This is a genomic window from Microcystis wesenbergii NRERC-220 (assembly GCF_032027425.1).
Taxonomy (GTDB): domain Bacteria; phylum Cyanobacteriota; class Cyanobacteriia; order Cyanobacteriales; family Microcystaceae; genus Microcystis; species Microcystis wesenbergii_A.
In genome coordinates this window covers 745,916-765,596 of the sequence record NZ_JAVSJA010000001.1, presented here as the reverse complement: position 1 = coordinate 765,596, position 19,681 = coordinate 745,916, and the positions used below count along the sequence as shown (strand labels likewise).

The window sequence follows — 19,681 nt, the reverse complement described above, 5'->3', positions numbered from 1 at the left end:
TCTAGCAAGCAGGTAGGAGGACTCTATGTCAAATTTTTCGAGACGGAAATTTTTAACCACGGCGGCAGTTTCAGCGGCAGGGGCTGTTGTCCTCAAAGGTTGTGTGGGTAATCCCCCCGACACTACGGGTGGAACCACCACCACCGCGCCCGCTGCCCCGGTTGCTTCTCCCGTCGCCATCGCCCCGGAACAAGCTCCTGAAACCACCAAAATTAAATTAGGTTATATTCCTATCGTTGAGGCCGCACCCTTAATTATTGCCAAGGAAAAAGGCTTTTTTGCTAAATACGGGATGCCCGATGTGGAAGTCTCCAAACAAGCAAACTGGGGATCCGCTAGAGATAACGTCGAAATTGGCGCAGATGCGGGCGGAATTGACGGGGGACAGTGGCAAATGCCCATACCTTACCTAATTTCCGAGGGACTAATCACCAAAAATAACGTTAAAGTCCCCATGTATGTGTTAGCGCAGTTAAACACCCAGGGTAACGGAATTGCGATCGCAGGTAAACACGAGGGCAAAAATATCGGTTTAGACCTGAAACCCGCCAAAGATTACATCCTCGCCATGAAAACGACGGGAACTCCCTTTAAAGCCGCCTATACCTTCCCGAAAGCTAACCAAGACTTCTGGATTCGTTACTGGTTAGCCGCTGGTGGTATTAACCCCGATACGGATATTAACCTAATTGCCGTACCCGCAGCCCAAACCGTGGCCAACATGAAAACGGGAACCATGGATGCGTTTAGTACCGGTGATCCTTGGCCGGCGAGAATTGTGGCTGATCAGATCGGTTTTATGTCAGCTTTAACCGCAGAAATCTGGCCCTATCACCCGGAAGAATACCTCGCTATCCGCGCCGATTGGGTGGATAAAAACCCGAAAGCCACCAAAGCGGTGTTAAAAGGAATTATGGAAGCGCAGCAATGGCTCGATCAAGAGGCAAATCGGGCAGAAGCGGCGGCAATTCTCGCTAAACCGGCTTATTTCAACCTCAAGGAAGAAATTATCGCCGGTCCTCTCAAAGGAATGCAGAAAATGGGTGACGGTAAACCGGAAATCACCGACAAAAATAAAGGGGTTTTCTACTGGAAAGATCCCGCCGGTAGCGTTTCCTATCCCTACAAGAGTCATGATCTCTGGTTTTTAACCGAAAGTGTTCGTTGGGGTTTCTTGCCGAAAGAAACTTTAACCACTGCCTCCGCATTAATCGACAAGGTTAACCGCGAGGATCTTTGGAAAGCGGCAGCCACAGAATTAGGGGTTCCCGCAGCTGATATTCCCACCAGTACCTCCCGCGGTGTCGAAAAATTCTTTGATGGCAAAACTTTTGATCCTGCCAATCCCCAAGCTTATCTCGATAGTTTGGCGATCAAAAAATAGCGAGCTTTTCTCGATAGGCTAGGGGCATAAAATATCTAGTCTATTAATCCCAAAAATGTTTTCTTCTCTCCCCAATCAAGTAACTTTATCTTCAACAAAGGAAAACGGCAAAATGGCAAGTAGCGTCAGCAGAACAAGTAAAGGTGGTTTCAACTTCGGTAAATTCTGGAAAAAACATTCCCAAGATATTCTTCCCCCGATTATCGGTACCTTGGGTTTTCTGATTGTTTGGCAATTAGTCTCGATGGTGGGATTAATCAAATTACCCCCCCCATCCGACCTAATCACCAATGAACGAACTCGTACTTATTTAATGTATCCTTTCTTTGATCGTGGGGGCATTGATAAGGGACTATTCTGGCAAACTTTAGCCAGTCTGCAACGGGTATTAATCGGTTATTCTTTTGCCGCAGTGGTGGGTATTGGTGTTGGGATTATGGTCGGTTTAAATTCTTTCTTAAATAAGGCCCTCGATCCCCTTTTCCAATTCCTGAGAACAGTTCCTCCTCTTGCTTGGGTTCCCCTATCTTTGGCCGCTTTACAACAAAACCAACCTGCAGCTTTATTCGTGATCTTTATTACCGCAGTTTGGCCGATTTTGATTAATACTACCGTCGGTGTCCAACAAATTCCCCAAGACTATATCAACGTTAAACAAGTCTTGCAATTGTCCAGCAAAAAATTCTTTTTCAAGATATTAATTCCCTCGGCTCTTCCCTACATATTCACTGGTTTGAGAATTGCGATCGGTTTAGCTTGGTTAGCGATTATTGCGGCGGAAATCGTTATGTCGGGTATCGTCGGTATCGGTTTCTTTATCTGGGATGCCTACCAAAATAACTACATCAGCGATATTATTCTCGCTCTGTTTTATATCGGTGGTGTGGGTTTATTACTCGATCGCTTTATGGCTTGGTTGCAAAATCAAATCGTTCGTCAATAGGGAATCGATGGGGAAAATTTCCCCATTTTCAAATAACTGAAACTTGAGCCAATTTAAGGAGAAAAAACTATGAGTTTGTTTGTCGCTGTCGATAACATCGATAAAGTATTCCCCCTCAGTGGTGGCGGTGAATATGTGGCATTGAAAGGGATTGATTTACAGATCAAAAAAGGGGAATTTATCTCCCTCATCGGTCACTCCGGTTGCGGAAAATCCACCCTCTTAAACATGATTGCTGGTTTAGATTTGCCCACGGAAGGGGTGGTGACTTTGCAAGGTCAAAGCATTAAAAAACCAGGTCCTGATCGCATGGTAGTTTTCCAAAACTATTCCCTTTTGCCCTGGTTAACCGTCAAAGAAAATATCACTCTGGCCGTCGATCAAGTTCTCACCCAACTATCAGAAGACGAAAGAAAAGCTGAAGTCGAAAAATATATCGATCTGGTCAATCTTCGTCATGCAGTGGATAAACGTCCCAACGAATTATCGGGGGGGATGAAACAACGGGTAGCGATCGCTCGCGCCCTAGCCATCCGTCCGAAAGTCCTCCTTTTAGATGAACCCTTTGGGGCGTTAGATGCCCTGACTAGAGGTAATCTACAGGAACAGTTAATGCAGCTGTGCGAAGAATACGAAATGACCTCGGTAATGGTGACGCACGATGTGGATGAAGCGGTGCTATTATCCGATCGCATCGTCATGCTCACCAATGGCCCCGGCTCAAAAATTGGCGGTATTTTGGAAGTGGATATCCCCCGTCCCCGCAAACGCATGGAAGTGGTGGAACACCCCAGTTACTACAGTCTCCGGAGTGAAATTATCTATTTCCTCAACCAACAAAAACGGATCAAAAAACTACGCGCTCGCAAAGTCGAAGTGATTGCCCGTCACGGTTTAGAAAAAGTCAATCTAGAGATCGGTTTTGTTCCCCTCACCGCTTGCGCGCCCCTAGCAGTGGCCAAAGAAAAGGGATTCTTCACTAAACATGGTCTAGATGAGGTGAATTTAGTCCGGGAAACCAGTTGGCGAGGCGTTGTGGACGGGATCGCGGGGGGATTCCTCGACGGGGCGCAAATGCCTTCAGGAATGCCCACCTGGTTAACCGTCGGTGGTTATCAGGAGCAACCTTTGCCGATTGTCAGCGCCCTGACGATGACTCGTAACGGTAACGGTGTCACCCTCGCTAAACGCTTCTATGACGAGGGAGTGATTGACGGTAACGCCTTAAAACAGATGCTATTGGAATCGAAGGAGCAGCGCCATATTTTTGGCATGGTTCACCCCTCCTCGATGCACAATTTGCTCCTGCGTTACTGGTTAGCGGCCTCTGGTATTGACCCGGATAAAGACGTTCACCTCGAAACTATTCCCCCGGCCCAAATGGTAGCCGACCTGAAAACCGGTAGTATTGACGGTTATTGTGTCGGTGAACCCTGGAATCTAAGGGCCGCCATGGAAGGTATCGGTTACACCGTCGCCACCGACTTAGAAATCTGGCAGGGCCACCCGGGTAAGGCCCTGGGAGTCCGGGAAGATTGGGCTAATAAATACCCTAATACCCATGTCGCTTTAGTCAAAGCACTGCTGGAAGGTTGTAGCTACTGTGCCGAGGAAGGGAATCAGGAAGAAATTCGTCAAATCCTCGCCAGTCGTCAGTATCTTAGTACCAATATAGATTATATCCAACTGGGTGATCCCAACTCCTACGCGTGCAGTCTCGATCAACCGATGAAAGAATATGCACACCATCTGTTCTATGGAGATGGGGTAAATCGTCCCAGTCGTACCGAACACCTCTGGATGATGACCCAAATGGCACGCTGGGGCCACATTCCTTTCCCCCGTAACTGGGTAGAAATTCTCGAACGCGTCTGTCGGGTGGGTGTTTTTAGTACCGCGGCCCGGGAATTGGGTCTAGGGGATATTAAATATCGTCGCACACCGATCCTTTTATTCGATGGTATCGAGTTTGATGCCGAGGATCCGATCGGTTATCTCAATAGTTTAGAGATCAAACAAAACGTCACCATGGCCGAAGTGGCTATTGATGCTCGTCCTAGTGCCAGTGAATCTCGCAAAATTGCCTAAAAATCGACTAAGGGGATAATTCCTAGCCAATTATCCCCGGCCATTGCCCCTATTAACTAATTTCCCCCAAAGACTAATCATGTACACCACCACCGACACAGTTAACCGAGCAACCCAGGCCCCCACTAAAGAAGCTTTTGTTACCATTGAAGGAGTTTCTAAGGTTTATCCCACTCCTAGAGGCCCCTACACCGTCCTCAAGGACGTTAATCTCAGCATCAATGAAGGTGAATTTATCTGTGTGATCGGTCACTCCGGTTGCGGTAAATCCACCCTATTAAATATGGTGTCGGGTTTTTCTTCTCCCACCGATGGCATCGTTAAAGTTAACGGTAAGAAAATTACTAAACCCGGGCCCGATCGCATGGTAGTGTTTCAAAACTATGCTTTATTGCCTTGGTTAAGCGTTTTTGAAAATGTCTATCTCGCGGTAGATGCGGTGTCTCCCAATGCTCCAGAGGCACAAAAACGCTCGATCGTGCGGGAACATTTAGCTATGGTGGGTTTAACGGAAGCTATGGATAAAACCCCTCCCCAAATCTCCGGGGGGATGAAACAACGGGTTTCGATCGCCCGGGCCCTTTCTATCCGTCCGGAAGTGTTGATTCTTGATGAACCTTTCGGCGCGTTGGATGCGATTACCAAAGAGGAATTACAGGAAGAATTGCTGAAAATCTGGCAAGATAAACGCTGTACGGTGTTGATGATTACCCACGATATCGATGAGGCCCTTTTCCTCGCTGATAAGCTGGTAATGATGACCAATGGACCGGAAGCGAAAATCGGCGAAGTGATGAATATTCATTTCCCCCGTCCCCGCGATCGGGAGAGAATTATGGAGGACCCTGAATATTATCGTCTGCGTAACTATGCCCTCGACTTCCTCTATAATCGTTTCGCTCACGATGATGTCAGCTAGATGTGAGCATTTGTATTAGTTTGGGGTGCGGTTGACTTAATAGCGATCGCACCTAGATTTTTTTCTAGGGAAGCCTTCTTCAAGTAAAATTATTTCTAAGTAGGTAGATTTTAAAAATTGTCAGACACCCCCCTTATTAAGGGTGGCAGGGGGGATCAGCACCCCCCTTATCAAGGGTGGCAGGGGGGATCCCCCCGCCTATCGGCACCCCCCTTATCAAGGGGGGATTAAGGGGGGATCCCCCCGCCTATCGGCACCCCCCTTATCAAGGGGGGATTAAGGGGGGATCGAAGGCAAAATTAAGATACACCCAATTATTTCGAGAGTTCTAAGTAAGTAGATGTTAAAAATTGTCAGATACCCCCCTTATTAAGGGGGGCAGGGGGGATCGGCACCCCCCTTAATAAGGGGGCAGGGGGGATCGGCACCCCCCTTAATAAGGGGGCAGGGGGGATCGGCTTACTTGTTAGCTAAATAGAACAATTAGCAATAAAATACAATAATAATTTTTACTTTTTACTTAATTGATCATGCTCAAACAGATACGGAAACTACTTATCAATTTTGGTCAACAATGGCGCGATGAAGATTTCATGAGGTCGATTCATCTCATCGAAAACATAGTTTCTAAGGTTTTATCCGTAGCCTTAATTGTTGTTATTATTGTTTCTCTTTATGATTTAGTAGTTATCCTAATCAAAGACCTATTTACTACGGAACCCGTCGGTTTTTTTAGTAAAACTTTAATTGAAATATTCGGATTATTTCTCAATATTTTGATCGCTTTAGAGTTATTAGAAAACGTCACTGCTTACTTAAGAAAACACATCGTACAGGTTGAATTAGTAGTAGTTACTGCCCTGATTGCCATCTCTCGAAAAATTATTATTTTCGATCCCAATAAATACAGTAAAGATGATTTAATTGCCCTCACCGTGGGAACCTTAGCTTTAGCGGCAAGTTATTGGTTAATCAGAAAAGTTAATCGCGATAATCGCTCTTGAAATAAGTAGTTGCGACCTGATTGATGCCAATAATTGCTGGTTAGATTTTGGTCAAATTGGCAGACTTTTGGCAAAATCCCCTAGCTCTCTATAGCCTGAGTATCCTTGCATAGTTCCTAATATTATTATTAGCAAAACTAGCGATAAAGGATGTCTTTTCCGTTTATTTTTCCGAGAGTCCTTGACTTATTTAAGTTTTTCTATTAAGCTAAACATATCTTTAAAATATTAACGGTCACTCTCTATTTTACCTGATAGTGATTGCTTTTGACTTTCTGACCGTATTATGAAACAACCCTAACCTTAAAGGGGGGTGAGGATGTCATAATAGTCAGTCCCTATCTACCATATCTCTAAAAACCATGAGCGATCCTCGTCTATCTCTAGTGGCAGCTGCCCGAAGATTTTATCAACTGGGTTGGATGCTTGGTACTGCGGGTAATTTATCCGCTAAAGTTGATGACCATAGTTTTTGGATTACTGCCAGTGGCAAAAGTAAAGGTAAACTCACAGAACAGGATTTTGTGCGAGTGGATCTGACGGGAAAAGTCAGAGAATTAGCTCATCGGGATAATCGTCCTTCGGCAGAAACTAGCATTCATCGGGTGATTTATTGCCTCTTTCCCCAAGCACAAGCTTGTTATCATGTCCACTCGGTGGAAGCGAATTTAGTTTGCCGTTTTGCTCGCGAGGACAAGTTATCGTTACCTCCCTTAGAAATGTTGAAAGGTTTAGGTATTTGGGTAGAAAATCCTCAAGTATTTATGCCAGTTTTTGCTAACTATCTCGATGTGCCGAAAATTGCCGCAGAAATAGAAAGTAGATTGTCAACTTTCCCCCCAGAAATTCCCGCTTTACTGATTTCTTACCATGGCGTGACGGTGTGGGGTGAGTCTCTAGAAACTACCGAGAATTATTTAGAGATAGTCGAGTATATTTTTCGCTATCTAGTGGCAGCCTATCAAGTAAAACCTTGTTAAATTTTCATTTAGACAAGGCAATCAGGAAAAGATTGCCGATATTTTTCAAGGCGCCACCCAGATTCGAACTGGGGGTAAAGGTTTTGCAGACCTCTGCCTTACCACTTGGCGATGGCGCCGATCAATAGACCTTTATCCTAACATAACAGTTGACAGTTTGCCAAGAGTGGAACCCAAGAGTCAAGCACTCAATCTATAATTTAGGCAGCCCTTCTCTAATCTAGTGGAGGATTTCAGGCTTAAAAAAGCGATTATGATGATAAATCAAAGGTATTTACTAACTTTTATCGGTTTATTAGCTTTATGCTTTCCAGTAAAGGCTAATAATGCCGTTTACCTTAGCCAAAGTTCTAATACTGCCACGACTTTCGACAGTTATCGTCAAGAATGTTTACAAAGAGCGCGCGGGGAAGGATTAGCTGCTGATGTGGCAAAAGACCTATGCGACTGCACGATTAAAAAATTCCAAGCTCGTTACAATCTACAGCAATTCCGCGCCCTCGTGCAGAAGTCGAAAACCGATAAAGCTGCCGCTAGGACTTTATCCAGTGTGGGAGAAGCTTGTTTTGATGAGATTTTGTATGAATAGCAGGGAAGGGAGCAGTTAAGTAGGTAGGTGTTAAAAGTTGTCAGACACCCCCCTTATCATAGGGCTGATTCAAGGTAGGGTTGATTCATGAATCAACCCTACCCTTATCAAGGGGGGATCGAGCCTAAAATCCATTTTCAATTTAATTATAAACAGCTACTTAAGTAGTCGTGCAAAATAAATTTCCTAGTTAAGAAAGGCACTCATGCAAAAGGCACTCATGCAAGAGGTGGTTAGATATGTGTAATTAATTTTGCTTAGGTACTTATCAGTAATCAGCTTTTTTTCTCCCTTCTCCCCTCTCCCTTCTCCCCAATTCATAATTCATAATTACCCGCTCATATATCATACTTTATGCTTTTTGTCAAAAAAACTTTTTTTTTGCAATAAAACTACATAAAAAAAAGATCATCGTTGTGGGTGAAAATGACTGATTTACCCGTCTTAATTAGGATCACCTTCTAGGTGTGGCAAGGGTTTCAACCATTGCTGCCCAAAAAAGCACAGAATAAGCCACTATGAAATTCTATCAAATCGCTGTTACCATGATAACGTCGTTGTTAAATAAAAATCTTTCTCAATTAATTCTTAAGAATTTATAAATATTGCGGAATATTAATTTAAATATTCTCAAGTTTTTACAGTCAATAAATAATTTTTGCTTATCTTTGTCGAAAAATAGAACTCCTGCAAAAATCCAACATCTACCATGGGGTTAGGAGTCAGTTATCAGTTATCAGTTATCAGTTATCAGTTATCAGTTCACTGAGAAAACACCCCACACCCTACACCCCACACCCCACACCCCATACCCCACTTATTCAACAAACATGAAAGAATCATGGCGAGAACGTCTGAATATCTCTCGAATAGCGATTAATGCCCCGAGGTTAACCATTGCTTTCTGGTTAGCGGTGGCCGTGGCGGGAATTTTGGCTTTTAGTTCCTTAAAATACGCGCTTTTCCCAGATATCAGCTTTCCAGTCGTCATAATTAACGCTCAAGCGGATTTAGCTACTGCTATCACCACGGAACAGCAATTAACTAAACCCCTAGAAAATCCTCTTTTCTCTCTCCCCGGTCGTCGTGATATTTCTTCGACTACTGCCCCCGGACAGTCAGTAATCAGCGTTTTCTTTAAAATTGGCACAAATTTAGACAAGGCCACCGCAGCAGTTAAACAGGCTATCTCGCAAGTCCCTTTACCCCCTCAAGCTACCACAGAAGTTATCCCCGTTGATTTAAATGAGTCGGCAACAGTTACATATACGCTGGTGAGTGAGCAGAAAAATCTAGAAGAATTAAGCCAAATCGCCCAAGATAATTTAATTCCGCCCTTAAAAGCTCTCCCAGGTACGGCTAAAGTTAATTTACTCGGTCAAGGTACAGTTAGGGAAGATAATCCCCATAAAAGTTTAACCCGACCATTACCCACGCTGGTACGCTTTAATGGCCAAGAAGCAATCGCAGTGCAGGTAATCAAAAAAGGTGCCGCCAATAGTCTCGATCTGGCCGCTCAAGCAGAAAAACTGGTTAAAGACATAGCACAAAAACTGCCCGATGTCAAGATAATTTTAGCTGAAACCCAAGCGGAATATATTCGCGCTGCCCTACAAGGCACGATCGATGATTTACTTTTGGCAGTTTTGCTGTCGGTGCTGGTGATCTTGATATTTTTAGGCAGTTTCGCCGCTACAATCATTTCTGCTCTGGTTATCCCCCTATCTCTTTTGGGGACTTTCATTATCATGGCCATCTATGGGTTTAATCTGGAAACCCTGACGCTGCTGGCCCTGGCTTTGGTGATTGGCATTGTCGTGGATGATGCGATCGTTGATGTGGAGAATATTTCCCGTTTAATCGACGCGGGGGAAACCCCGAAAAATGCGGCACTCAAGGGGACAAGGGAGATCGGATTAGCTGTCACCGCCTCCACTTTAACCATTGTTGCCGTGTTCATACCCGTGGCTTTTATGGGGGGTGCGGTGGGGCAGTTTTTCCAACCCTTCGGTTTAACTGTCTCGGCTGCGGTGATTTTTTCCCTGTTGGTCGCCCGAACTTTATCGCCAGTTTTGGCAGTATATTGGCTGAAACCGCAGTCACGGGCAAAAATGACGAAACAAAAGCGACCGATTGAAAACGCCTATCGACGGCTCTTAAACTGGTCATTGCGTCATCGTTTGCTGGTCATTGCTATTGCCCTAATTACCTTTTTGGCGGGTATTGCCCTGATTCCTTTTATTTCTAGGGGATTTATTCCCCGACTCGATCGCGGCGAGTTTAATCTGGTTTATACTTCTCCTTTGCCGAAAATAACGCAAATTAGCCCTAATAAACCGACCGCTAAGAGTTCTACTGATAGTTTCGCTTGGATTTCCCAGTTAGCTAGTTCTCCCGAAAGTTTTCTTTTGCGTCGCACTATCCGCGATGGCAGCAAATTAGAAGCGCCGATTTTGCAGGATGGGGAAGTGGAATCGACTTTTATGATCGCCGGTTTACGCGGTGAGCCGAATCGGGGCAAAATTCACGTTACACTGAAGGGCGATCGTAAATCTCACACCAGTGCCGTGCAGCAACGGATTCGGCAAATTTTACCGCCAATTAGAGGGGTGAATGTCAGTATCGAGGACATTCCTTTTGTGCAAACGGAAGCGGAAAAGCCGATCCAAATTGCGATTAAAAGCGATAATTTGCAGCTATTGCGCGATAGTGCCGAGAAATTGCGGGTTGAGGCTGCTAAAATCGCCGGTTTGAAGGATATTTCCCTATCATCTAGATTAAATGAGCGGGGGGATTTTTTGGCGATCGAGCGTTTAAATGGTCAACAGGCGATTTTTCTCAGTGCTAATCTCAGTCCCGATTTAGGATTAGAAGATGCGGCGATTAAAATTGAAGGGATTCCTTTACCGGAAGGGATAACTTTACAGCGTTGGGGTACTTCTTCTCAAAGTAGCGATGTTTTGGGCAGTTTTGGTCGCACTTTAATCCTAGCGACAATTTTAATGTTAGGAGTTTTATGGCTATTATTCAGAAGACTGCTAGAAACTATCGTCATCGCTTTATGTTTACCTTTAGCGATTGTGGGGGCAATGTTGGGGTTATTGGTAACGGGTAGTGAGTTTAGTATGATTTCTCTGATCGGGTTTATCTTCCTCTTGGGATTACTCGATAAAAACGCTGTGTTATTGCTGGATTATACTAACCAATTGCGTCAACAGGGTTGGAGTCGGGAGGAAGCGGTTTTAGAAACGGGAATGATTAGGTTAAGACCGATTTTAATGACCACCTGTTCGACAATTTTAGGTATGATTCCGATCGCTTTGGGATTGGGTACTGGTGCGGAATTGCGGCAACCCATGGCGATGGTGATTGTGGGAGGTTTAGTCACTTCTTCCCTGTTGAGTTTAATTGTTGTGCCTGTGTTATATCTAAGTTTAGAGGATGTTTGGAACCAGATTAAAGCCGGTCAAAAGTAGCTAGTTTTATTGTTTTGGCTTCTGATTACTATAGAGTCGTTTGAATTCTTTTTGTTGTTGATTATGATCGACAATTGGCTCAGGATAACCACAACGATGTCTTTCTAAACGGGGGATTTTCCCGGTTACTAGATATTCCGTATCTACGGAAGCTAATTCCGGCAACCACTGACGAATATATTCCCCTTCCGGATCGAATTTTTGTGTCTGACTAGCGGGATTAAAAATTCTTAAAGGTTTCGGATCCATGCCACTAGAGGCACTCCACTGCCAACCACCATTATTAGCGGCTAAATCGCCATCAAAAAGTTTCTGCATGAAGTATTTTTCGCCTTTTTGCCAGTTAATAATTAAATCTTTGGTTAAAAAACTCGCCACGATCATGCGACAACGATTGTGCATCCATCCCGTTTCATTTAATTGTCGCATGGCCGCGTCAACGATCGCATAGCCGGTTTTTCCCTGGCACCAAGCTTGAAAATGTTCTTCGTTATCCTGCCAAGGAAAATGACGAAATTCTTTTCTATAAGCACCGACCGCCAATTCTGGGAAAAAATAGAGACAATGCTGGTAAAATTCCCGCCAAGCTAACTCTTGCTGCCAAGTGATAATACTATCTTTTGCTTCCTGGGCGCGGCAATTTTCTAATAACTCTAGGGTTGCCGTCCAAATTGTGCGAATGCCAATCGCCCCAAATTTTAAAGCAGCACTCAAGCGCGAGGTCCCATCGAAAGCGGGGAAGTTACGATCTTCTTGATAATTGTTAATAACCCCTTGACAAAATTCTTCTAATCTGCTATGGGCGGCCTTTTCTCCGGGGGTGAGGGGTAAGGGGTTTTGCCAAGTAAAACCTAAATTTTCTAGGGTTGGTAAGTTAATAGTTTCTGTGAGTTTCTCCCCCTCATTTTCGTCTAATCCTTGCAGGTTTTCTAGGGTTTTGGGGCTGGCTTTGGCTAATTGGCTCCAATTTTTCCAAAAAGGAGTATATACGGTGTAGGGACTTTTTGAGAGGGTGAGGACTTGCCCTGGAGCGTGGAGAAGTTGATCCCAGAAGGTTTCTACTTCAATTCCTTTTGTTTGTAAAGCGGCGATTACCTGTTGATCCCGTTGACGCGCGTAGGGTTCGATATCGAGGTTAAAAAAAACTGCTTTTGCCGATAAATTGCTGGCTAAGTTGACGAGTGCTTGACTGGGGTTGCCGCGAATAATCAGTAATTGACTACCTTTTTGGCGATAATTTTTTTCTAATTCCTCTAGACAACCGAGGAGATAGGCAACTCTAGCTGGGGCGATATCATCCCCTTCTAAAATAGCAGGATCGAGGCAGAAAACCCCGATAATTTTCGGACTGCGCTCCCTAGCTTTACTCAGTCCAATATTATCCGAGAGACGTAAATCGCGACGATGCCAGAAAAGGATTAGATTTGACATAAAGTAAGGTGATGAGTGGTCACTGAGCTTGTCGAAGTGAAGATTATCAGGGGCGAGATTATTTTACATTGAGCTTGTCGAAATGTGGGGTACAGTTAAGAACAAATTCAAGTCAAAAATACTCTTTCTATAATTCTAGGACAGTGGATCAAGAATAATTGTCTAATTTTACAATCTAGCTGTAATTGGCAGTTAATTTCTTGACAAAATCTCGATGTTCTGCTGTTTCTAACCCCCGCTGCAAAATCAATAAAACTTTTCCTAAGTCGCCCATTAATAAAGCGTTTTTATCCAGCCATAAACCGGGGAAGATTTGGGAGCGCATTATGCCCTCACTATCGGGTTCTAGTTTAATATATTCTCCTGCCTGTAGCCGAAACCAATCAATTTCTTGTTCATAAAACCGCCAGACTAGATATTCTTGGACTTGATTGCGACGGTAAACATTTAATTTTTGATGAACATCGTAGGAAGCACTAGAAGCTGCAATTTCGACAATTAATTCCGGCGCGCCTTCTACATAGTCATCTTGACTAATTGTTGATTGTCCTCCCTTGTCAATTCTTAATAGGGCATCCGGTTGGGGTTCGTTATCAATATCTAATCTCACGGTGGCATTATCACCCAATCTAACACCGGGGGTCGCCGCTTTATAGAGAGCTAACCATCCGATAATATTAGCATGAGGCTCGGCGTGACTTTCAAATCTGAGGGGAGATGCCATATAAACAATTCCTTCAATTAATTCCGCTTTTTTGAGATGGGGCATCCCTTGATAACGTCGTTCAAATTCCCATCGAGTTAATTTATCGCCGTTTTCTAGGGGAGGAATTGTTAAAGAAGCAGCAATTACTGGGGTAGTTGTCATAAGTTTTCTCTTTTCACCCGTCTTCTAGTTAATCTTTGCCCGCTATCGGATCAGGCTTTTTTACTGATCTTCCATTATTATAACATCCATCGGTAGGGTGTGTTAAAGTAGCTCAACACACCCACAAAAATCAATTAGAAGTCAGCAAATAATCGATAAGTTTAATTAATCTTTTCTCTTTAACTCCTGACACTGGGCGATTTAGGACATCTTCCAAAGAATCAAAGGGCTTTTCTGAACGTTTTTTCAGAAAGTCATTAACAGATGCAGGTGGAATTCCCCCTTTTTTAAGTTGATTAGCATCACAGGTATTCAAAAGCTCTAAAATCGACTTAGAAGGAGGAGGAGGAGGAGGATAAATAATAATTTTTTCTTCCAGTCTTTTGATTTCTTTTTGGTACTCCTCTCGGATTGCTTGTAACTGGGTTTCTAATCGTTTTTCAAGATTACTCATCCTCAATTCTAGAGGATTATCTATTTTTTGGGGCCTGGTAATTAACCCAGGAGAAGGAGATAATAACTGTATTTGCTGTAAAGCGATATTCTCCGCTTCTTTATCAACTACAAAAGCGTTAATCATCTCGAGGTCAGGAACTTTCTGATTGGCGATAACAGAAGCATAATATTCTAAATCTCCACTGATAATATTATAACGTTCATCAACTTTTTTATTATCAGCTTTTTTGAGAATAGCAGGGCGAATAAGTCCACCCATTTCAATAATAAGATTGGCTAAATTTTCCAATTCAGTTTCAGAGAAGGTTTCTCTGGGAAGAGAAGGATTAATATCAGTAATATCGACTCGTAAAAATTTACACATTTATTTAACTCCTATTTTAGCTAAAACTTCTAGTGCTAAGGCTTCAAATTCTGCTGCTGATACTCCCGCATCGCCTTTATGTTCAGCATAATCCATTATAGATTGGGGAGCAGGAATTTCTAAATCTCCCACGGTAACGTATTGATTTATACAGCGAGATAAAGGCATTCTTTCCGAGATAGTCGATTCCATCAAGGGTAAATTATATTTGTCTGGAATCACTTGTTTTTGTTTGGGAAAATTATATCTTAAGTATTGAGCATGGGTGGAAATTTTGGAAGGTAAAACGCCTAAAATTTGTAAGGTTGGTTTACCCAAATCTCCACGACTTTCATTGATTTCCTCTTGAACAAAGTTTTTAACGCTATCTAATCCTTGATTAGAAAATGGTTTAAGATCAGAAGGAATTATCAGATAATCAGCTGCAATTAAAGCAATGCGTGCATATAAATCAAGTGCGGGAGGTGCATCAATAATTACAATATCGTATTGATCCTTTACTTTCTCTAATTTTCTGGCCAATCTAGCAAATACCGCCGCATTATCTTTAATTTTAGCTTGGTTAGCAATTAAAGATATGTGAGAGGGAATAACATCAATTTCTGGATGATTGAATCCTTGAGACTTTCTGACGATATTCTCAATAAAAATGCGGTTACTGTTATCTAGCAAATGAAAAACATTTTTATCTTTTAAATCATCGTCATCATCGAATTGAAACTTAATTAAACCAACGGCAAAAGTACTATTAGCTTGAGCATCAATATCAATCAATAATACTCGCTTGCCTTTTTTACTCAAAGCTGCCGCTAGATTGGTAGCGACGGTGGTTTTACCAACACCACCTTTATGATGATAAATTGCGATGGTTTTCATGGGATTTTTGTTGTTGATTGTTGGAGAATTGAGCGGTGGAATACCCAGGAATAAAGTTTCGTAGCCAATCAGAGATTTTAACTGTTCTAAGTGAGCGGCAATTTCTAACCCAGAACATCTAAAAACTAAATAAATTTTATCGGGTTTTCTTTGATAAAGTTGAATCTCATCACCGTTGGTTAATAATCCCCACTGCACTTTAAAGTAGTTGAGATAATAACCTAAGCGGTGACGATGATTGATGAGCTTTTCTCTGGGGTTTTTAGCCTCGACAATTAGACAGTGAGAGGATAAAAACTGCTTTTTGTTGATAGGTTTTTGAGCGGAAACAAGGAAATCTAAACGTACTTTACCGAAGCTAACTTGTTGATACCAATGTTCGGCATTGTAGCCTAGTTTTGGGAGTAAATACTGAACAATTAATTTACTCTCCACTTCCCTTTCGTTATGACAATGGTGAGGGTTGAAAGTCACACATTTGAGGAAATACTTAAGAACAACTTATTGTTAGTTTAAATGATGACGGCCTTTCCCGTCAAGGTGAAGCACAGACTAAATCCTTACTTAATCAAGTATTTCAGCTGCAATAAAGAACCCCATCTATCCGAGAAAAGCTGTATATTGAGATGCACATCAGTAAATTTACGGATTTATGGCAGTAGGATGTTTATCTAGCACTTTTGGCAATGGCAGAGAAAACCATCCTACTTACAGCTTCAATTAATTAAACTGCATGATTTTCTCGGCTACTTTCTGGGAAATAAAAGGTAAAATTGAGCGGTTTTGACTGTTATCTTTTCCCTCGGTAAATACCACCAAGAGATAGGGAGTATGATGGGGAATTTCAATATAGGCTGCATCGTGACGCACTTGACTTGTCCAACCAGCTTTTGACCAAATTTGACTACTTTCTGGTAATCCTTGTCCCAAAAATCCTAAAATTTGTGTCTCATCTCCTTGACTTGTCCAATCAGCAGGATTAAGACTTCGTTTTAGTAAAGACATCATCATCTGGGAACGTTGGGAAGAAACCGCAATCCCCCCGATAATAGTATGAATTAAACGCGCCACTGCATTGCTAGTTAACATATTGCGATTCTCCATTAATTCCCCTAAAAAAGCGCGTTCACGTCCATAGGGACCATCAGACCAAGTTTTTTGATTAACGTTAATTGTCGCTAATTCTGGCCAATTTAGGGATTGAAAATAACGATTAACTATGTTGCGTTGTTGCTTCCAAGTTTCAAAGGGACTGGCGGCAATTTCTGGACCGCTAGTGGTTCCCGTGACCAGATCTACAACTAAACTGGTAGCATCATTACTAGAGTCAACAATCATGTCACGAATGGCGCGATTTAATTCGGTGTTTTCGGGAATCATTCCCCCTTCTAACCACTCATGAATTGCTACTAGATAAAATAATTTCACTAAACTAGCGGGATAGGTTCTTTCTTGTCCGCGATAGCTAAATCCGCGGGGGGAATATTTCCAGAATTCTTCGTGAGAAATTGCTCCCCCCGTGTTGACGATAACGGGAGGATCATATACTATCCAAGTTAGGGCAATTTGTTCTTGAGCTAATTGGGGAAATTCTCGCCAAGTTGTTTCTAAAATATCTGTACCGAACTGTTGGAGGTGGTCTTCAGTATGAAAAAAGTTCATAGGTGTGCTGCAAAGTCAAGAGTTAGAAGGTGGATAAATTCTTGAGTCGGCAATTCTCATTTTACGGTAAAATTTACCGATAATTAATTATTTGAGTGCTTCTGAGTTTAATGTTTATATCTACCGATGAGGTTCATCTCTATTTTATCAGTCTTGATCCCTCTGGGGATAGACTAGAAAAACTGGCTTCTTTGCTCTCGGAAGATGAAATAATTAGAGCTAATCGTTACCATTTTCCCGAACACAAGCGGCGTTTTTTGGTGGCGAGGGGGTGTTTACGCGAGATTTTAGGGTCATATTTGGCGATAAGTCCCGAAAAAATCGAGTTTATCTACAGTGAACGGGGAAAACCGAGTATTAACTACCAATTACAGTTTAATCTCTCCCATTCCGAAGATATGGCCATCTGTGGCTTGACTTTAACCGCTCGCATCGGGGTAGATTTAGAGAAAATGCGCCAGATGAAAGATTTAAATAGCTTGACAAAAAGGTTTTTTTGTGCTAGGGAACACGAGCTTGTTGAAAAGTCCGCAGAGAAGGAAAAGCTATTTTTTCAGTTATGGACGGCAAAAGAGGCTTATTTAAAGGCACTGGGAACGGGAATTAGCGGGGGACTCGAACGAGTGGAAGTGGGCCTCAATCCCTTAAAATTAGACAATGTGGCGGGGGAATGGCAATTATGGACAGCGGCAATCGGCGATAATTATCGAGCGACGGTGGTTATCGAAGGTAGCGATCGAGTGATTAAAACCTTTGGCCTTTCTGATCTATGATTAATTGGGGAGTTAATTGCCTTGAGAAATTCAGTAATTATTCCTAGCTATCTCAAAAAAAGCTTGTCCTTAATTATTACTTAACCTTGTTTTCTCTATGCGAATTGCTCTTTTTACAGAAACTTTCTTGCCGAAAATCGATGGAATTGTCACCCGTCTTAAACATACCGTGGAACACCTACAAAGATTAGGTCATCAGGTATTAGTTTTCTCTCCCGATGGCGGTTTAAAGGAGTACAAAGGTGCTAAAATTCATGGAGTTACAGGGATTCCCTTACCCCTATATCCGGAATTAAAAATGGCTTTCCCCCGGCCTTCAGTCGGTCAAGCTTTAGAGAGGTTTAAACCTGATATTATTCATGTGGTTAACCCGGCTGTTTTAGGGGTGGGAGGCATTTATTTTGCCAAAACTATGAACATTCCCCTCGTCGCTTCCTATCATACCCATCTCCCCCAATACCTACAACACTATGGATTAGGTTCCCTAGAAGGATTACTCTGGGAATTATTAAAATTGGCCCACAATCAAGCAAGTTTAAATCTCTGCACTTCCACTGCTATGGTGCAAGAATTATCTAGTCGTGGCATTGAAAAGGTAGAGCTTTGGCAAAGGGGAGTCGATACGGAATTATTTCAACCTCATTTAAAATCCCCGGCTATGAGACTGAAATTATCCCAAAATAACCCCGATAGTCCTCTCTTATTATACGTTGGTCGAGTGTCGGCCGAAAAAGAAATTGATCGCATTAAACCAGTATTAGAAGCGATTCCCGAAGCAAGATTTGCCATTGTGGGAGATGGTCCCCATCGGGAAGCTTTAACAAGTCATTTTGCTGACACAAATACCCATTTTGTCGGTTATTTACAGGGGTTAGAATTAGCCTCCGCTTTTGCTTCCGCAGATGCTTTTCTTTTTCCCTCACGCACAGAAACCCTCGGTTTGGTACTCTTAGAATCCATGGCTGCCGGTTGTCCGGTAGTGGCAGCAAATTCGGGGGGAATTCCTGATATTGTCACCGATGGAGTTAATGGTCATCTCTTCGATCCTAGGGATGAAAAAGGTTTAATTAGTGCCACCCAAAGATTACTAACCGCCAAGGCAGAAAGAGAGGAATTACGACGAAATGCGCGCCTAGAAGCGGAAAAATGGGCATGGCAAGCGGCCACCAAACAGTTATTAAATTACTATCACCGGGTTTTGAATAATAATACTGTGGCTTTTGCCGCTTAATTGTTGTCAAAATGCTCGAATTTAATTGCAAAAACCTTGACCTATTATAACTTCTATGGCCAGCGCACCCAGTACCACCTTAGATAAGTCCACCCAAGTGGTCAAAAAGACTTATCCCAACTATAAAGTTATTGTTCTCAACGATGACTTTAACACCTTCGATCATGTGGCCAATTGTTTAATTAAATATATCCCGGATATGACCACCGATCGAGCTTGGGAATTAACTAATCAAGTTCACTACCAAGGACAGGCAATTGTCTGGACAGGTCCCCAAGAACAAGCGGAACTTTATCACCAACAATTGCGACGGGAAGGATTAACCATGGCTCCCCTAGAGGCCGCATAATTATGAATAATGGTCGCTTAGTTTGGAATCATTCTACTCATATTCCGGGGTTGATTGCGGTATTAGAAAAGTTAATTACCTATCAAGGAATCACCACTGTCACCCCGGGGGTACTTTCTCGCTCAAAAGGTCATTGTCCGCGGTTACAATTGCGGATATCAGTGCCAATTCGTGGTGGTTTTAAGCTGATTGCGAGGACAGGAAAAAGTGTTCAGGAGGTCTTTGTTATTACCGATTTAAACCAAGAGGATTTAGAAATGGCTATCCAAGCTTGTTTAGGAAAATAAC

At 42.7% G+C, this 19,681-nt stretch carries 17 protein-coding genes, 1 tRNA gene and 1 pseudogene; 12 read left to right on the top strand and 7 right to left on the bottom strand.

The features are described from left to right. Positions 1–25 precede the first annotated feature (25 nt). The 5 genes from RAM70_RS03860 to RAM70_RS03840 all read left to right on the top strand — a co-directional run bounded on the left by RAM70_RS03860 (position 26) and on the right by RAM70_RS03840 (position 6,338). Positions 26–1,384 carry a CmpA/NrtA family ABC transporter substrate-binding protein gene (locus RAM70_RS03860; RefSeq protein ID WP_312672366.1) on the top strand — a complete coding sequence of 453 codons (1,359 nt, stop codon included), beginning with the start codon at positions 26–28 and terminating at the stop codon, positions 1,382–1,384. Positions 1,385–1,496: 112 nt separating this feature from the next. Continuing rightward, positions 1,497–2,327 (top strand): nitrate ABC transporter permease, encoded by an 831-nt coding sequence (ntrB, locus tag RAM70_RS03855; protein ID WP_312675800.1) that lies wholly within the window; start codon positions 1,497–1,499, stop codon positions 2,325–2,327. A 69-nt stretch (positions 2,328–2,396) separates the two neighbouring features. Then, a complete protein-coding gene (locus RAM70_RS03850; protein WP_190380941.1) occupies positions 2,397–4,415 on the top strand; it encodes an ABC transporter ATP-binding/substrate-binding protein in 2,019 nt (672 codons plus the stop codon). A 79-nt stretch (positions 4,416–4,494) separates the two neighbouring features. Next, positions 4,495–5,334: a nitrate ABC transporter ATP-binding protein gene (locus RAM70_RS03845; RefSeq protein ID WP_045361277.1), complete on the top strand. Its 840-nt coding sequence runs from the start codon at positions 4,495–4,497 to the stop codon at positions 5,332–5,334. 530 nt (positions 5,335–5,864) lie between these two features. Then, positions 5,865–6,338: a phosphate-starvation-inducible PsiE family protein gene (locus tag RAM70_RS03840; RefSeq protein ID WP_002800917.1), complete on the top strand. Its 474-nt coding sequence runs from the start codon at positions 5,865–5,867 to the stop codon at positions 6,336–6,338. A gap of 63 nt (positions 6,339–6,401) precedes the next feature. On the opposite strand, the pseudogene RAM70_RS03835 reads toward RAM70_RS03840, so the two are convergent. Next, a pseudogene (locus tag RAM70_RS03835) lies at positions 6,402–6,554 on the bottom strand (transposase family protein); the annotation flags it as partial. Positions 6,555–6,700: 146 nt separating this feature from the next. On the opposite strand from RAM70_RS03835, the gene mtnB reads away from it, so the two are divergent. After that, on the top strand, positions 6,701–7,318 hold the full coding sequence (gene mtnB / locus RAM70_RS03830; RefSeq protein WP_045361246.1) for a methylthioribulose 1-phosphate dehydratase: 618 nt from the start codon (positions 6,701–6,703) through the stop codon (positions 7,316–7,318). A 48-nt stretch (positions 7,319–7,366) separates the two neighbouring features. Here the strand turns inward: mtnB and RAM70_RS03825 are convergent. After that, positions 7,367–7,437: transfer RNA gene (locus RAM70_RS03825), tRNA-Cys, on the bottom strand. Positions 7,438–7,571: 134 nt separating this feature from the next. Here RAM70_RS03825 and RAM70_RS03820 point away from each other — a divergent pair. After that, positions 7,572–7,907 carry a hypothetical protein gene (locus RAM70_RS03820; protein WP_045361244.1) on the top strand — a complete coding sequence of 112 codons (336 nt, stop codon included), beginning with the start codon at positions 7,572–7,574 and terminating at the stop codon, positions 7,905–7,907. 830 nt (positions 7,908–8,737) lie between these two features. Further along, a complete protein-coding gene (locus RAM70_RS03815) occupies positions 8,738–11,383 on the top strand; it encodes an efflux RND transporter permease subunit (RefSeq protein ID WP_312672361.1) in 2,646 nt (881 codons plus the stop codon). A 6-nt stretch (positions 11,384–11,389) separates the two neighbouring features. Here the strand turns inward: RAM70_RS03815 and RAM70_RS03810 are convergent, their stop codons facing one another. The 5 genes from RAM70_RS03810 to RAM70_RS03790 all read right to left on the bottom strand — a co-directional run bounded on the left by RAM70_RS03810 (position 11,390) and on the right by RAM70_RS03790 (position 17,040). Further along, complete coding sequence (locus RAM70_RS03810) at positions 11,390–12,814, bottom strand: FAD-binding domain-containing protein (RefSeq protein WP_045361240.1); 1,425 nt, start codon at positions 12,812–12,814, stop codon at positions 11,390–11,392. Positions 12,815–12,989: 175 nt separating this feature from the next. Further along, positions 12,990–13,682, bottom strand: coding sequence for a Uma2 family endonuclease (locus tag RAM70_RS03805; protein WP_190380195.1), 693 nt, complete (start codon positions 13,680–13,682; stop codon positions 12,990–12,992). Positions 13,683–13,812: 130 nt separating this feature from the next. Beyond that, positions 13,813–14,502, bottom strand: coding sequence for a ParB N-terminal domain-containing protein (locus tag RAM70_RS03800; protein WP_312672360.1), 690 nt, complete (start codon positions 14,500–14,502; stop codon positions 13,813–13,815). Next, positions 14,503–15,852, bottom strand: a complete 1,350-nt coding sequence (locus tag RAM70_RS03795) for an AAA family ATPase (RefSeq protein WP_045361236.1) — start codon at positions 15,850–15,852, stop codon at positions 14,503–14,505. It abuts the gene before it with no gap. A gap of 246 nt (positions 15,853–16,098) precedes the next feature. Next, entirely contained in the window at positions 16,099–17,040 is a 942-nt protein-coding gene (locus RAM70_RS03790) for a serine hydrolase (RefSeq protein WP_045361234.1), read from the bottom strand. Positions 17,041–17,150: 110 nt separating this feature from the next. On the opposite strand from RAM70_RS03790, the gene RAM70_RS03785 reads away from it, so the two are divergent. The 4 genes from RAM70_RS03785 to RAM70_RS03770 all read left to right on the top strand — a co-directional run bounded on the left by RAM70_RS03785 (position 17,151) and on the right by RAM70_RS03770 (position 19,680). Then, positions 17,151–17,813, top strand: coding sequence for a 4'-phosphopantetheinyl transferase family protein (locus tag RAM70_RS03785; RefSeq protein WP_312672359.1), 663 nt, complete (start codon positions 17,151–17,153; stop codon positions 17,811–17,813). Between the two features lie 97 nt (positions 17,814–17,910). After that, entirely contained in the window at positions 17,911–19,044 is a 1,134-nt protein-coding gene (locus RAM70_RS03780) for a glycosyltransferase family 4 protein (RefSeq protein WP_045361230.1), read from the top strand. Between the two features lie 55 nt (positions 19,045–19,099). Continuing rightward, positions 19,100–19,393 carry an ATP-dependent Clp protease adapter ClpS gene (gene clpS, locus RAM70_RS03775; RefSeq protein WP_002765336.1) on the top strand — a complete coding sequence of 98 codons (294 nt, stop codon included), beginning with the start codon at positions 19,100–19,102 and terminating at the stop codon, positions 19,391–19,393. A gap of 2 nt (positions 19,394–19,395) precedes the next feature. Continuing rightward, positions 19,396–19,680: a DUF2103 domain-containing protein gene (locus tag RAM70_RS03770; RefSeq protein ID WP_002732155.1), complete on the top strand. Its 285-nt coding sequence runs from the start codon at positions 19,396–19,398 to the stop codon at positions 19,678–19,680. Position 19,681 lies beyond the last annotated feature (1 nt).